This is a genomic window from Bacillus sp. EB106-04-02-XG92 (assembly GCF_058791995.1).
Map to the genome: position 1 here is coordinate 1,022,336 of NZ_JBYTEA010000001.1, position 12,824 is coordinate 1,035,159.

The 12,824-nt window shown below is 35.0% G+C and carries 18 protein-coding genes; 7 read left to right on the forward strand and 11 right to left on the reverse strand.

Annotated elements, in window-relative coordinates; all coding sequences use genetic code 11:
* Window positions 1–4: 4 nt before the first annotated feature.
* The 3 genes from AC3WVA_RS05450 to AC3WVA_RS05460 form a co-directional block, all read right to left on the reverse strand.
* The gene (locus tag AC3WVA_RS05450) at window positions 5–544 is read right to left on the reverse strand and encodes a DUF3267 domain-containing protein (protein WP_001971365.1); all 540 of its coding nucleotides are present in this window, start codon (window positions 542–544) and stop codon (window positions 5–7) included.
* A gap of 112 nt (window positions 545–656) precedes the next feature.
* The gene (gene mutTA / locus AC3WVA_RS05455; protein WP_048529549.1) at window positions 657–1,136 is read right to left on the reverse strand and encodes an antimutator 8-oxo-(dGTP/GTP)ase; all 480 of its coding nucleotides are present in this window, start codon (window positions 1,134–1,136) and stop codon (window positions 657–659) included.
* An 84-nt stretch (window positions 1,137–1,220) separates the two neighbouring features.
* Complete coding sequence (locus AC3WVA_RS05460; RefSeq protein WP_098346797.1) at window positions 1,221–1,538, reverse strand: hydrolase; 318 nt, start codon at window positions 1,536–1,538, stop codon at window positions 1,221–1,223.
* A gap of 83 nt (window positions 1,539–1,621) precedes the next feature.
* On the opposite strand from AC3WVA_RS05460, the gene ytzI reads away from it, so the two are divergent.
* The gene (gene ytzI, locus AC3WVA_RS05465; protein ID WP_000912935.1) at window positions 1,622–1,771 is read left to right on the forward strand and encodes a YtzI protein; all 150 of its coding nucleotides are present in this window, start codon (window positions 1,622–1,624) and stop codon (window positions 1,769–1,771) included.
* A 261-nt stretch (window positions 1,772–2,032) separates the two neighbouring features.
* Entirely contained in the window at window positions 2,033–2,263 is a 231-nt protein-coding gene (locus AC3WVA_RS05470) for a YczI family protein (RefSeq protein ID WP_048529553.1), read from the forward strand.
* A 171-nt stretch (window positions 2,264–2,434) separates the two neighbouring features.
* Here the strand turns inward: AC3WVA_RS05470 and luxS are convergent, their stop codons facing one another.
* A complete protein-coding gene (gene luxS, locus AC3WVA_RS05475; protein ID WP_098346796.1) occupies window positions 2,435–2,908 on the reverse strand; it encodes an S-ribosylhomocysteine lyase LuxS in 474 nt (157 codons plus the stop codon).
* A gap of 128 nt (window positions 2,909–3,036) precedes the next feature.
* On the opposite strand from luxS, the gene yidD reads away from it, so the two are divergent.
* Window positions 3,037–3,273: a membrane protein insertion efficiency factor YidD gene (gene yidD / locus AC3WVA_RS05480; protein WP_000809334.1), complete on the forward strand. Its 237-nt coding sequence runs from the start codon at window positions 3,037–3,039 to the stop codon at window positions 3,271–3,273.
* Here yidD and AC3WVA_RS05485 read toward each other — a convergent pair.
* Window positions 3,270–3,833, reverse strand: coding sequence for a beta-class carbonic anhydrase (locus AC3WVA_RS05485; RefSeq protein WP_078385046.1), 564 nt, complete (start codon window positions 3,831–3,833; stop codon window positions 3,270–3,272). The two genes, yidD and AC3WVA_RS05485, sit on opposite strands and share 4 nt — an antisense overlap.
* Window positions 3,834–4,057: 224 nt before the next feature.
* Between AC3WVA_RS05485 and cydA the strand changes: the two genes are divergently transcribed.
* Together cydA and cydB are read left to right on the forward strand one after the other, a co-directional pair.
* On the forward strand, window positions 4,058–5,407 hold the full coding sequence (gene cydA, locus AC3WVA_RS05490; RefSeq protein ID WP_048529557.1) for a cytochrome ubiquinol oxidase subunit I: 1,350 nt from the start codon (window positions 4,058–4,060) through the stop codon (window positions 5,405–5,407).
* On the forward strand, window positions 5,397–6,425 hold the full coding sequence (cydB, locus tag AC3WVA_RS05495) for a cytochrome d ubiquinol oxidase subunit II (protein ID WP_048529560.1): 1,029 nt from the start codon (window positions 5,397–5,399) through the stop codon (window positions 6,423–6,425). Before cydA ends, cydB begins: the two co-directional genes overlap by 11 nt.
* A gap of 163 nt (window positions 6,426–6,588) precedes the next feature.
* Here cydB and AC3WVA_RS05500 read toward each other — a convergent pair whose 3' ends face one another.
* Both AC3WVA_RS05500 and AC3WVA_RS05505 read right to left on the reverse strand, forming a co-directional pair.
* Window positions 6,589–6,822, reverse strand: coding sequence for a spore germination protein (locus AC3WVA_RS05500; protein ID WP_048529562.1), 234 nt, complete (start codon window positions 6,820–6,822; stop codon window positions 6,589–6,591).
* An 82-nt stretch (window positions 6,823–6,904) separates the two neighbouring features.
* The gene (locus tag AC3WVA_RS05505; protein WP_048529568.1) at window positions 6,905–7,678 is read right to left on the reverse strand and encodes an S-layer homology domain-containing protein; all 774 of its coding nucleotides are present in this window, start codon (window positions 7,676–7,678) and stop codon (window positions 6,905–6,907) included.
* Between the two features lie 709 nt (window positions 7,679–8,387).
* Here AC3WVA_RS05505 and AC3WVA_RS05510 point away from each other — a divergent pair.
* Complete coding sequence (locus tag AC3WVA_RS05510; protein WP_048529569.1) at window positions 8,388–9,422, forward strand: YdcF family protein; 1,035 nt, start codon at window positions 8,388–8,390, stop codon at window positions 9,420–9,422.
* Between the two features lie 187 nt (window positions 9,423–9,609).
* Window positions 9,610–10,482, forward strand: a complete 873-nt coding sequence (locus AC3WVA_RS05515) for a YitT family protein (RefSeq protein WP_000411244.1) — start codon at window positions 9,610–9,612, stop codon at window positions 10,480–10,482.
* Window positions 10,483–10,671: 189 nt separating this feature from the next.
* Here the strand turns inward: AC3WVA_RS05515 and AC3WVA_RS05520 are convergent, their stop codons facing one another.
* From AC3WVA_RS05520 to AC3WVA_RS05535, 4 genes are all read right to left on the reverse strand, one after another.
* Entirely contained in the window at window positions 10,672–10,890 is a 219-nt protein-coding gene (locus tag AC3WVA_RS05520; RefSeq protein ID WP_098346795.1) for a hypothetical protein, read from the reverse strand.
* 98 nt (window positions 10,891–10,988) lie between these two features.
* Window positions 10,989–11,804 carry a DUF4247 domain-containing protein gene (locus tag AC3WVA_RS05525; protein WP_492321818.1) on the reverse strand — a complete coding sequence of 272 codons (816 nt, stop codon included), beginning with the start codon at window positions 11,802–11,804 and terminating at the stop codon, window positions 10,989–10,991.
* Window positions 11,805–11,816: 12 nt separating this feature from the next.
* Window positions 11,817–12,323: a DUF4178 domain-containing protein gene (locus tag AC3WVA_RS05530; RefSeq protein ID WP_098520397.1), complete on the reverse strand. Its 507-nt coding sequence runs from the start codon at window positions 12,321–12,323 to the stop codon at window positions 11,817–11,819.
* Between the two features lie 21 nt (window positions 12,324–12,344).
* On the reverse strand, window positions 12,345–12,749 hold the full coding sequence (locus AC3WVA_RS05535; protein ID WP_098346793.1) for a DUF350 domain-containing protein: 405 nt from the start codon (window positions 12,747–12,749) through the stop codon (window positions 12,345–12,347).
* Window positions 12,750–12,824 lie beyond the last annotated feature (75 nt).

Genomic DNA, 12,824 nt, shown 5'->3' on the forward strand with positions numbered 1-12,824 from the left:
TCCTTTATGATTCATATACAGTAAACTGCGGTTTACTCGGATGATCTTTAACTTGCGCATCATCTGGAAACTTTGAAACTTTTTGATATAAGGCAATGTCACCGATACAACTCGCTGTTAGTAAAATTCCTAAAAATGAGAGTGGCTCCAGATTCATAACTAATCCCAATACAATTGGCAAAATTCCAGTCGGTAAAAACGGTAACATTAACACTTTCTTCATTTGCTTTACTGTAATTTCTTTTTTAGAATGAGCGTATGCTACACCTAATTTCCAATTGACGCCCCATGTTAGTTCACTCCACGGAACACCTCCGATATAACGAAATCCAATTAAATGTATTGCCTCATGAATACAAACGAAAACAATCATTCCAATAATCAAAAGAAACATAACGGGCAATGTAAATTCAAATTGCACCCCGCCTGAAAGAAATATATGCAAATAACCAATTCCAAACGCCAAAGCGAATATTATAAGAAGTGCATAGATATTTAATTTAACCATCGAAACAGTAACAGTCGTTTCTTTTCTGTTATCCATCTTCCCCCTCCTAAAATGCAAATATATCTTTACAAAATTGTATAATATACCCAAAATAATGTAAAGATATATTTACATTCATTCTTGCCCACAAAAAAAGAAACCGGCCACTTTACTTCGTAAAACAGCCGATTTCTTCTATATGTTTCATCGTACGCGCCAATACATCGTCGCGCATTATAAAGCTAAATTTTCTATCCGTTTTAATGTTGTCAGGAATTTCTGTTAATAAAACAGATCCTTTCGTTTCTTCGTAATGCGTATGTTCTTCTACCGCACTAATTGTTGCAAAATAAATGTTTTTAATGATTATTTTGTCTTTTCCAGATACTTTATATTGTCCTAAGTAAGTTAAATCAGAAACTATGCCGCCGGTTTCTTCATGAACCTCTCGAACTGCCGCTTCTTCCGGTGTTTCCCCGAGTTCCACTTTACCACCTGGAAATTCAAGACCGCGACGTAAATGATGCGTTAATAACCATTGATCCCCGTACCGGCATACAACCCAAACATGCTTTGGCTCAGGAGAAAATGGATAACGTTCAAACGATAATTGTACAGTGTTGTGGTAATAATCTTTAAATTTGTACATGCCATTACTCCCCTATTGATGGTTACAAGTTTTTCCTACCACAAATTGTAGCATATTCTCGCTTTTCTGCATAATATTATCCAATTATAATCCATTGATTATTCCCATTTGCGCGACTAATTCTTTCGTCTCATGATTTCCTAAATCGTAAATCATTTTATATGCTTTTTGTAGTTGTTCATCATATCGGTCATTATTTGAATCGTGATGATACTCAACAAATGGAACGTGAGAACGTACAAATGAGCCTAAATCTTCTACATACGCTTGATCAAAGTACTCTCTTAACTCCGTAATTTCCTCATCACTTGCGGCAATCTCAAAATTATACGTATCCGCCGTCTTCACTTGTGAAATTTGACCGTTTCCTATTGATATATAATATGTTTTTTTCGTCTCCATGTAACACCCTTCTTTCATCCTTTTAATTTCTATTGTTTTCATCAAATACAAAATTATGTAAAATAAAGAAAAGGAGGGATTTCATGCTGAAAATATTAATTATCGGTATTATCATCGTCCTAGTCATACTAGTACTCTCCGTCATGACGATTAACAAAGGCTACGCTTATAAACATTCTGTTGATAAACCAGAAGATAACCCTTATACAAAAAACAGCAAGAAAAATTCATAATACATTTCATCGCCTTATCTATTATAACCTTCATCATGAGTGCAGAAGAAAAACAGAAACAAAAGAAAGTACATAGTATACTCTCCTTCTTTTCTGGCTTATTCACTTTCATTGTTGCTATTATAATTTTTGTCTCTCGGTAGTTACTTTCTACTAGGAGTTTCAAATGCATATAAGAAAATTGCAGCTAACCATCAGTTTAAGTCTTTTTACGATTGTTTTTGTTATTCCATTTATAATGTTCTTTTAAAGGAGGATTATATGTTTAAAAACATTCGAATTATCCTTGCTACTATCGCTCTTATTCTTGCCCTAGTTAGCTTCTTCGCAAACCTCTTTATGCTTTTACCATACGTTTTTATCCTTTTGAGTATTATGTTTATCTTTTTTGGAATTGATGAAATAAAAAAGCGGCAAAAAGCAAAGGCATTTGTTTATTTTCTCGGTTCTGCTTTTGTTTTGTATGTTGGGGTGTCTAGTATACTTTCATAATATTGTCAGTTTTTGTCGGTAAGTCGATATCCAATGTCGAAACGTCGATATATTAAAAAAATTGTTGATATATTTCAAGTCGTGTTCAATATATTCGAAAAATCGTCGATATAATTTCATTTATCACCGTACTACAAAAAAAAACTGCCCTTTCACAGGCAGTTTTTCTTTCTATCCAAACACTTTCTCAAGTTCCTCTTTATCTTGGCTTAACCAGAAGTTCATTAAGCGTTGTGCTCCTTCTAAGTCGTGAAGCTTCGCTTGACCACACTGCGTTTCATTTGCAGCTGGAATTTCTGTAATTTGAATCGCATCTTTTAATGTTAGTTCTAATAAATCAATGATTTCTCGAACTGTCGGTGTTCCGCTTACTACAAGATAATATCCTGTTTGACAGCCCATTGGTGAAATATCGATAATATCAAAATGCGGATAACGATCAATATATTTACGTAAATTAAATGCTAATAAATGTTCTAACGTATGAATAACATCTGGTTTCATTGCTTGTTTATTCGGTTGGCAAAAACGAATATCGAATTTATTTACAATACCGTCACTACCTACATTGTGAACTCCGCAATGTCTTACATAAGGCGCCTTTACAATCGTATGATCTAATTCAAAGCTTTCTACTGATGGCATACAACATCTCTCCCGCTTTTAATTTAATTCCGTTATATCCAATATGATATAATGGAAATGCACATTAGTAAAGTATTATGTACAGTCGTGCTATAATACTTTAAGAATATGCTGAAAAGGAGACCGTTATGAAACAGATTTTTATTGGGATTATACGCTTTTATCAAAAGTTCATATCTCCGATGACCCCACCAACTTGTCGCTTTTATCCAACTTGCTCTCATTATGGATTAGAAGCGTTTCAAAAACATGGTGCCCTGAAAGGGTTTTGGCTTACTTGTAAGCGTATATTAAAATGTCACCCTTTCCACCCAGGAGGATTTGATCCTGTCCCAGATAAAAAGGATGACAAAGTAAATTCTTAATTGTCGTAACCATTCACAACTAAATCTAATTTTCCTGTATCAGGATCGATAACAAGACCATGAACAGGTACTTCTTCTGGAAGTAATGGGTGGTTGCGAAGTACTGATACGCTATGTTCTACACTTTCTTCTACACTAGAGAAACCGCGCAAGAATTGTTCTAAATCGATTCCAGAATAACGAAGCATATCTAATTTCTCTTCTGTTATACCGCGCTCTTTCATTTTCTCAATTGTACTGCTTGCTTGAATTTTAGCCATACCGCAATCGTGGTGACCAACTACACATACTTCATCCGCACCAAGCTCGTATACAGCAACTAAAATACTACGCATAATACTTCCGAATGGATGTGAAATAACAGCTCCTGCTACTTTAATAATTTTCACATCACCGTTACGCATATTCATTGCTTTCGGTAATAGTTCAACAAGTCTTGTATCCATACAAGAGATAATGACCATCTTTTTGTTTGGAAATTTCCCTGCTACAAACTCTTCATATCTCTTCTCTTCAACGAATTTTTCATTGTACTGCAAAATCTCTTCTAATGACTTCATAGTAAAGGACCCTCTTTTCTCTCGTTTACACTACATAAATAGTGTACCAAAATATGAAAAACACAAAAAGGATATCGCTTTATAGTAAAAATAGGATATTTTCAGATAATCGACATAATTCTTTCAAAATATACACACAGCTTTGTAACAAGTCCCCTCTATTTAAAACGTATTTTCACTATAAACTAATTGTAGATAATGTAAAAAAGGAGTGAATATTTATTATGTCCGACGTTCTGTTACTGAGTCGTTTTCAATTTGCAATTACTATTTTTTATCACTTTTTATTTGTACCTTTGACAATCGGACTTGTTATTTTAGTGGCATGTATGGAAACTCAATACGCCCGCACATTGAATCCAACATATCGCAAAATGGCAAACTTCTGGGGTAAATTATTTACAATTAACTTCGTCATGGGGATTATAACCGGGATTACGATGGAATTCCAATTTGGAACAAACTGGTCTGAGTACTCCAAATATATGGGAGATATTTTCGGATCCCCTCTCGCAATCGAAGCACTCGTTGCCTTCTTCTTAGAATCTACTTTCATGGGAATATGGTTATTCGGTAAAGACAAGATTTCACCAAAGTTCCGTGCTTTCTGTATGTGGATGGTTGCACTTGGAACAAATATTTCTGCACTTTGGATTATTACAGCAAACGGCTTTATGCAAAATCCGGTTGGCTACGTCGTACGTAACGGTCGCGCTGAATTAAATGATTTCTGGGCACTCGTTACGAATCCATATGCTTGGAATATGTTCTTCCATACTGTAGTTGGTTGTTATATCGTTGGTGCTTTCTTCGTTATGGCAATTAGTGCCTATCATTTATTACGTAAAAATGAAGTGGAATTCTTCAAAAAATCATTCAAATTTGGTTTACTGTTAGGTTTATTCGCTGCAACTGTTACACCGTTTATGGGGCATCAGTCTGGTGTATCCGCAGCTAAATATCAACCAGCAAAAGGAGCTGCGATGGAAGCAGTTTGGGAAACTGGAAAAGGACAAGGATTCTCGATTGTTCAAATTCCTGATGTGAAAAACGAAAAGAACTTTGAATTTCTTACGATTCCAAAGCTAGGAAGTTTCTTCTATACAAATTCATTTGATGGAGAAATTGTTGGTTTGAAAGATATTCCAAAAGAAGATCGCCCAAACGTTAACCTCGTGTACTATAGCTTCCGCTTAATGGTTGCACTTGGTATGTTCTTTATGGCATTAACTTGGTATGGCTTCTATTTAAACCGAAAAGGAAAACTAGAAAACTCAAAACGTTATTTAAAGGTTACAATATGGTCTGTTTTACTACCATATATCGCAATTAACGCTGGTTGGATTGTTGCCGAAGTAGGTCGTCAACCATGGACAGTTTATAAACTAATGCGTACAGCAGAATCTGTATCACCTATATCTGTTCCGCAGATTTGGTTCTCATTAATTAGTTTAATCTTGTTCTATACTCTACTTTTAATCGCAGACGTATACTTAATGCTAAAGTTCGCAAAAAAAGGACCTGCTGCATTAGAAGAGCCTGCTACTGAAGGAGGTACAGCTCATGTCTCATGATATGCTTGCGATCATCTGGTTCGGTTTATGGGGCGTAATTTGGACAGTTTACTTCATTCTTGATGGGTATGCACTTGGTAACGGAATGATTTTTCCTTTCGTTACGAAAGATCGACAAGAACGAAATCAATTACAAGAAGCAATTGGCCCTTTCTGGGGTGGTAATGAAGTATGGTTAATTACAGCTGGTGGTGCAACATTTGCTGCCTTCCCAATCACATATGCCAATATGTTTAGTTATCTATATACACCGTTATTCTTAGTATTACTTGCACTATTTGCTCGTGCTGCTGGACTTGAATTTATGCATAAAGATGATTCACCAATTTGGCAAAAAACTTGTAAATGGGCATTTACAATTGGTAGTTTCCTAATCGCATTCTTATTCGGAGTTACGTTCGCTAACCTGTATTACGGACTACAAATCGGAAAAAATGGTTATGAAGGAAATTTATTTAGCTTACTCAATCATTACGGTATTTTAGGAGGTCTGTTCTTCACTGCTATATTCGTCGTATCTGGTGCCCTTTGGGTTATGATTAAAACGACTGGTGAAGTATCTGATCGTGCTTATAAAATCGCAAGACCATTTTCAATGGCAGCTGCTATCATTTTAGCTATTTTCTATGTAGCAACTGCAAATCGTACAAACTTATTCCAAAACTTCACGGAATATCCGGTACTATTCATTCTTCCAGTACTCGCCATGTTAATGAGTGTACTCGCACTTATTATGGTGTACAAACATAAAATCGGCCTCGCATTCACATTCGTTTGCTTAACAATCGCAATGTTTATGACGACTGGCTTTGCAGGCATGTTCCCAAGAATGTTACCGTCACGTATTAACGACGCATACAGCACAACGTTATATAACGCAGCGGGTAGTGAGTTAAACTTAAAAATTATGTTCTTCGTGGCAATGGTTATGGTACCAATTGTTATTGGATATCAACTTTGGAGCTACAGTATCTTTAAAAATAAAATTCATAAAGACTCTGCTAAAGGGTATCACTAAAATGAAAAAGACACTTCGTTTGAAGTGTCTTTTTTACGTATGATTTTTGATAGGATGTTATATTTCTAATCTAACAACTACACTACAGAAGAATCATTAACAGCTCACAGCTAGATTGTAGCACAGGACAAGTTCATCATTTTATGCAATTTTACATATCTATCTATAAAGTAAATTGTATTCCCTGATCATTCGCATCGCTATCCCTTACATCCGCTGTACTAATACCACTAAATGTTTGTACTTTTATTCCTGTATTCGATGATCCCGATCCATTATAAGCTTTCGTTTTTTCAATTGGCTGCACGTTATATTTATCACCTAAATTAATTGTTCCGTTACAATTTTCAATAATAACACCTTCCACAACTGATGGCATTTTGTCACCTACCTTCATTTCGTTACTTTTATTTTATGAAAGGCGCCTAAAAAAATAGCTTGTTTCAATAAGAAAAAGCACTCAGATTGAGTGCTTTTTCTTATTTACCGCTCTTCTCTCTCTCACAAGCAATTCCATCGCCATCACGATCTAAATGCTTTCCATAATACGGGCTGTCTCTTGTAATATCATAATATCCAGCATCGTTTGCTTCTTTACAGTTAGCAAAGCGCTTTGGTTCTTGATTTGCACCTGGTCTTTCCTCATATGGTAATGTTGCATTATATAAGAACTGTACATATTGTTCACGAGTTACGTTCATCTTAGGTGAAAACATATTATCACCTGTTCCAGCAGCAATTTTATTAGATTGTACAGCGCTAATGGCTTTATTCGACCATGACTTTCTATCTACATCTACAAATGTATGCTCCGATTTTGCCACTAATTTATATGCGTTTGTTAACACTTGAGCCATTTCTTGACGAGTCAAGGAAGCTTTTGGTCTAAAGTTCCCTTTTTCATCCCCCGCAAAAATCCCCATTTCTGTTAATGCTAAAATTTCTTTTTTAAAACTTGTTGAATTCTCATTAATATCTTTATACGGATTATTATAATTCTCTTTCGATTCTACTTTTAGCTGAAGATACATAAGCTTAGCAACTTGTTCACGAGTCACATCATCACCAAACCCAAAAATCCCATTTCCGTAACCACTAACAATATTTTTACTTGCTAAATCTAAAATAGCTTTATAAGACCAGTGTCCTGTTGGAACATCTTTGAAGATAATACTTGCTTGTGCCGTTCCAATAGATGTAAATGCAGTTGTTATGGCAAGCGCACCTGTTAAAAATATTTTCTTTACATTCATTCTAAAATCCCCTTTTCTTTTCTGAATAACCATTTAACATAATAACAAATTATTAAAATGTAATTTGTCATATCATGTCGAACACAAAAAAAGAATCCAGCAGGATTCTTTTTTTGCTAAGCATGAATGGCAATTTTGGAGACAGTTGACTTCTTCAAAAATTTATTAGGGGTAATATTTTGAAAAAGAAAGCCTTTCATATGTAGGTTAACATTACTGGAATATATAGTAAATTGATAATATTTATACGGAAGATTGCTAATGTTTAGTATAGATAGTTTCTACTATACAAACAGTAAAAACATTCTATACTAAACAAAAAAAGGTGCCTTCAAAGAAGACACTTTTACAAACAGACACTATAAAACAGAATTATTTATTGTTATAAGATTGTTAGATACAAAAAGTAGAGGGTAAAGTTTGTATAAAATTCTGCTTTATATAGTCTGCCTACCACTTATATTTTAATCCTCTTCACTTGAAAATAAATATAATATGCACAATTACATACCAAAAAGAAAAGACACTCCATAGAGTGCCTCTTCAACCATTTTACTTTTAATATATCGCCTTACATACATTGTAACATATGTATCTATATGTTTTATTGAGAAAATTCGAAATCATTTTTCCTTTCATTTTCAATTATAAAATCATGTAATATAGAGGGTATGTCAAATTATTATACAAATTGAGGTGTACTATATTTATGTATTTCGGAATTATCCCTCTTATATTGTTTATTATTTTTCTTATCTCTTACTTAAAGGATCCACGAAAAATAGTAAACGGCTTTTTATTTAATGCTTTTTTCTGTTTTTTCCTTCTGTTTTGTGTACTTGTCTCTTGGGACTCAAGTAACACTATACTAGGCTACATAATAGTCTTACCTATTTTAGCATTTATCGTTATGATTCCTTTCGGTGTTGTTGCTTTAATGTTTGGACTATTTCTGAATGCGAGAATTTTAATGAAACGAGAAGGACGACGTTTTACTAATTGTTTAACACTTATTGCTGCTTTAGGTATTTTATTCTCTATATTATTCCTTTTCATAAGTCCAGCAAGTTTCTTCTCACCGCATTTGCAACCTATTTTTGGTGGAATTTCTCTTATAACCTTATATTTCTTTATACACTTATCTAACTTCTTAAGCGCTTATTTTCTATATCAATTCAACAGACCAAGGCGTAATCAAGATTTCATCATCGTTCTTGGTAGCGGCTTAATTAATGATAAAGTACCGCCTTTACTTGCAAGTCGTATTCATAAAGCAATCGACTTTTACTGGAAACAAGCCGCTGTAAATACACCACCAACAATCATCTTCTCTGGTGGACAAGGTCCAGATGAAGGCCTTCCAGAGGCAGAAGCGATGCAAAAATATGCTGTTGAAAAAGGGATTCCACTTGAACATACCGTGCAAGAAAATCGATCTGTAAACACGTATCAAAATATGTCATTCTCAAAAGAAATTATGGATTCGTTAAAGCCTGAAGGTAAGTATAGAAGTATTTTTACAACGAATAATTTCCATCTTTTCCGCGCTGGTATATATGCAAAGCAAGCAGGTCTTAATAGCCAAGGAATTGGATCAAAAACTGCATTTTATTACTGGCCTAATGCAATGATTCGTGAATATGTCGCAATTGTTGTGATGGGACGTAAACGTCATATGAAAGTTTGCGGAGCTATTTTAGGATTCTCTTTATTGCTATCCGTGCTTAGTTTTATCATTTCTTAATAGTCTCCCATCCTTTGAAAGGATGGGATTTCTTATACTCATTTCAAAAATATTTTAAAGATAATATGGTCATAATATCCCCTGCATACATCCATTAAAGGAGAAATTTTTCAATTTAAATGTTAAAATGGAATTTAGGTGTGAATAACGTAACAAATAAGAAACTAGTTTGAAACGAGGAAATTACATGGAGAAAATTATCAAAAACAAGCCCAATAAGCTAAAAATCGCTTCTAAAGCTTTGATGATTATTATTGGGGCATTTATCACAGCGTACGGATTAGAAGCAGTATTAATTCCAAATAACGTATCAGACGGTGGTGTGACTGGTTTAAGTATCGTTAGTTCAAGATTATTTGGATTGCCATTAGGAGCTCTAATCGCAGTTATTAACATTCCTTTCGTTTGGTTAGGATATAAGCAAATCGGTAAAAGCTTTGCTATTTATTCCATTATCGGGATTGCTTCATTAGCAGTAGGTACTGTTGTTATGCACGGAATACCAGCTATTATTGAAGGCGATACACTACTTGTTACAGTTGTTGGTGGTATTATCATCGGTTTCGGTATGGGACTAGCATTACGTAACGGCGGCGCATTAGATGGAATCGATATGCTAGCTGTATTGCTTTCTCGTAAGTTACCTTTTGGAACGAGTGACCTTATTTTATTCTTAAACATGTTCGTATTTATTTTCGTATCAACAGTATTCGGTCTTCAAGGAGCTATCCTTTCAGCAATTGCTTACTTTATCGCTTCGAAAGTGATTCATATCGTTGAAGTTGGTTTAAGTGGTTCGAAAGCATTTAAAATCATTACGAAAGAGCCTGAATTAATGGTAGAAACAATTCGCGACCGTTTAGGCCGAAGCGCTACATATAACGAAGTGTACGGTGGTTATTCAAGAGAGAAATTCAAAGAAATTTCTTGTGTAATTAACCGTTTAGAAGAAAGTAAAATGAAAGAACTTATTAATGAAATCGATCCACATGCCTTTATTACAGTTTATGACGTAGCAGAAGTAAAAGGCGGTAACTTTAAGAAACGTGATATTCATTAATCATTATGAATAAAGAGGGTGTGCCAACAATTTGGCACACCCTCTTCTTTTACCATTGTCAGTTTTTGTCGGTAAGTCGATATATTTCAATAATCGCTGATATATTTTGAGTTATGGTCGATATATTCCAATAATCGCTGATATATTTTGAGTTGCGATCGATATATTCCAATAATCGCTAATATATTTTTACTCGCCCCATCTTCCCCCGCTTTTAATCCATGCTACGTATTTTTGAAAGGCGGGCACTTCTTGTTGAAAACGAAGCGGAACATATAGAAAAAGAGTACATGTACATAGTATCCATAGAATACCTACTACAAAGTGAAATTTCATCGTTGTGCTAATAAATAAACTGAGGAATAAGACGAGGAACATAATCAAACTAAACCTTTTATATATAGTCATAATAATCTCCTCCTTATAACTTAATTGTACCAGCCACAAGGAATTAATTTCCATAACAAAAAGACCGAAAAGCAAATTCCACTTTTCGGTCTTTATAACTATCTTCTCTTCGTAATCTTTCCTGAACCACCGATCCTCGTTTTCGGAGGAGATGTATTCCTTGGCGGGGTTTTAATAGATGATTTTGGCTTCACATCTGATCCGCTCGAGCCACCTGGCGTTTTTGTAATTTTCCCTTTGCTTCCAGTAGAAGGCGGAGGCGTACTACTTCCTTTTTTCGTAATACTTCCTGTATCTCCTACGGAAGGTTTCGAATCTACATTATCGCCTCGCTTAATGATAGACCCTTTCCCTTCCTTCGTAATTGGAGGCGGGGTTTTCTTTTCTTCTTTCGTAGGCGGTCTCTCTGGAATAACCGGTTTATGATTTTGTCTGTCATTATATCCGCGATAATCACCGTATGATGATTTTCGTGAACCGAATATATCGTTTAAAATACTCCCCATAATATATCCTTGCAAGAAGGATGGTTGGTAATTTTGACGGACAAATTCTTTGTTACTTATTTCAATTAACGTATCAGAAGGCTTCTCTTTATCCTTTTGCAAGTTATAAATCTTATCAGAATAAACGAGGAACATTTGATTTTCGTCTTCTTTAGATGCTTGCTTCGGTTCTCTTTCATTCATGAGTTCCTTTGCGACTTCAGGAACTGACCGATTGGCGGCCCTATACACGTAAGATTCTTGTTTACCTTCTTTTGCGACAGATTCTAGTGGATAACGGTCTTGAATCGACTTTGTCTGTCCGCCTTGACAACCTGATAAGGCATATCCAGCAACAACAAGTAACATAACGATAGCAAGTATAGGGATCACGAACGATTTAATCATGGTAAACAATCGGTTTGACATGATTACGCCCCCTTACGTTGCTCTTATAATTTGTACATCAGCAGGAATAATTGCTTCTCCCTCATACATCATTGTGCGACCATTTTGCCATTCAATACGTAATAATTTTCGGTTATCTGATTGGAATTCCCATACATGCTGTTCCTCTGAAGCAGCGAATGGTGTTTTTCCCATCACGACAACACGTCCGTTATATTGCTCTTCCATATGGTATTCTGTATCATCCATTTCAATTGTCGTCGGAATTTCATCAATCGAATCTAAGCGACCATCAATTGGTGTATATAATTTATAATATGTATTTTCACGGTCTTCAATTTTTAAATAACGAATATCTTTCCCGTCTTGCAGTGTCAAAACAATTTCTTTACGAGAATGCATACTCGTTTTCCCGGTCAATTCGTACATAACTAATGAAACTTCAATCATATCGCCAGGAGCTAATGTCACCAAACTTTTCTCCGGCTTTGGCGGCTCTGGGCTCTTCATTATATTTTTAATCCGTTTGAATAAACTCATGATCTACCCCTCCTTCTCTCTTTATAAACAAGCACCTAAAATAAGTGCCCCAACGATATGTAATGATCCGGCCAACATTGCATGCGCAATACTGCCTTCTTTCGTACCTTCTTCTAAATCTAAACCAGCTATTTTCTTTAAAACAAACTCAATAAACATTTCTACTACTAACAAAATAACGAAAGAAACTGCTGATGCAAGTAGCGCTTGCCATAAATCATTTGCTTTCGTAATCGATTGGGATAAAATGTACCCTTGCGCGAATAATTTCATAACAAAACGAGTTGTTACAGCTGTATTCCCATTCTTTATTTCTTTTAAGTCATTGTATTTAGTAAAAATTGAATCAACCCACATAATTGCAAATAAAAGTACTGCACTCGCTCCAGTCCATACAAGCATGGCTGCTACATTTGTCCATGTCATTGCAAAACCTCCTATTAAAAGTAATAGAAAACCGACATGAATTTATTTAGACATGTCGGTTCATTTGTCTCTATT

Excerpts from the sequence above, each read along its gene's own strand:
- AC3WVA_RS05450 (WP_001971365.1), bottom strand. The coding sequence starts at position 544 with ATGGATAACAGAAAAGAAACGACTGTTACTGTTTCGATGGTTAAATTA.
- mutTA (WP_048529549.1), bottom strand. The coding sequence starts at position 1,136 with ATGTACAAATTTAAAGATTATTACCACAACACTGTACAATTATCGTTT.
- AC3WVA_RS05460 (WP_098346797.1), bottom strand. The coding sequence starts at position 1,538 with ATGGAGACGAAAAAAACATATTATATATCAATAGGAAACGGTCAAATT.
- ytzI (WP_000912935.1), top strand. The coding sequence starts at position 1,622 with ATGCTGAAAATATTAATTATCGGTATTATCATCGTCCTAGTCATACTA.
- AC3WVA_RS05470 (WP_048529553.1), top strand. The coding sequence starts at position 2,033 with ATGTTTAAAAACATTCGAATTATCCTTGCTACTATCGCTCTTATTCTT.
- luxS (WP_098346796.1), bottom strand. The coding sequence starts at position 2,908 with ATGCCATCAGTAGAAAGCTTTGAATTAGATCATACGATTGTAAAGGCG.
- yidD (WP_000809334.1), top strand. The coding sequence starts at position 3,037 with ATGAAACAGATTTTTATTGGGATTATACGCTTTTATCAAAAGTTCATA.
- AC3WVA_RS05485 (WP_078385046.1), bottom strand. The coding sequence starts at position 3,833 with ATGAAGTCATTAGAAGAGATTTTGCAGTACAATGAAAAATTCGTTGAA.
- cydA (WP_048529557.1), top strand. The coding sequence starts at position 4,058 with ATGTCCGACGTTCTGTTACTGAGTCGTTTTCAATTTGCAATTACTATT.
- cydB (WP_048529560.1), top strand. The coding sequence starts at position 5,397 with ATGTCTCATGATATGCTTGCGATCATCTGGTTCGGTTTATGGGGCGTA.
- AC3WVA_RS05500 (WP_048529562.1), bottom strand. The coding sequence starts at position 6,822 with ATGAAGGTAGGTGACAAAATGCCATCAGTTGTGGAAGGTGTTATTATT.
- AC3WVA_RS05505 (WP_048529568.1), bottom strand. The coding sequence starts at position 7,678 with ATGAATGTAAAGAAAATATTTTTAACAGGTGCGCTTGCCATAACAACT.
- AC3WVA_RS05510 (WP_048529569.1), top strand. The coding sequence starts at position 8,388 with ATGTATTTCGGAATTATCCCTCTTATATTGTTTATTATTTTTCTTATC.
- AC3WVA_RS05515 (WP_000411244.1), top strand. The coding sequence starts at position 9,610 with ATGGAGAAAATTATCAAAAACAAGCCCAATAAGCTAAAAATCGCTTCT.
- AC3WVA_RS05520 (WP_098346795.1), bottom strand. The coding sequence starts at position 10,890 with ATGACTATATATAAAAGGTTTAGTTTGATTATGTTCCTCGTCTTATTC.
- AC3WVA_RS05525 (WP_492321818.1), bottom strand. The coding sequence starts at position 11,804 with ATGTCAAACCGATTGTTTACCATGATTAAATCGTTCGTGATCCCTATA.
- AC3WVA_RS05530 (WP_098520397.1), bottom strand. The coding sequence starts at position 12,323 with ATGAGTTTATTCAAACGGATTAAAAATATAATGAAGAGCCCAGAGCCG.
- AC3WVA_RS05535 (WP_098346793.1), bottom strand. The coding sequence starts at position 12,749 with ATGACATGGACAAATGTAGCAGCCATGCTTGTATGGACTGGAGCGAGT.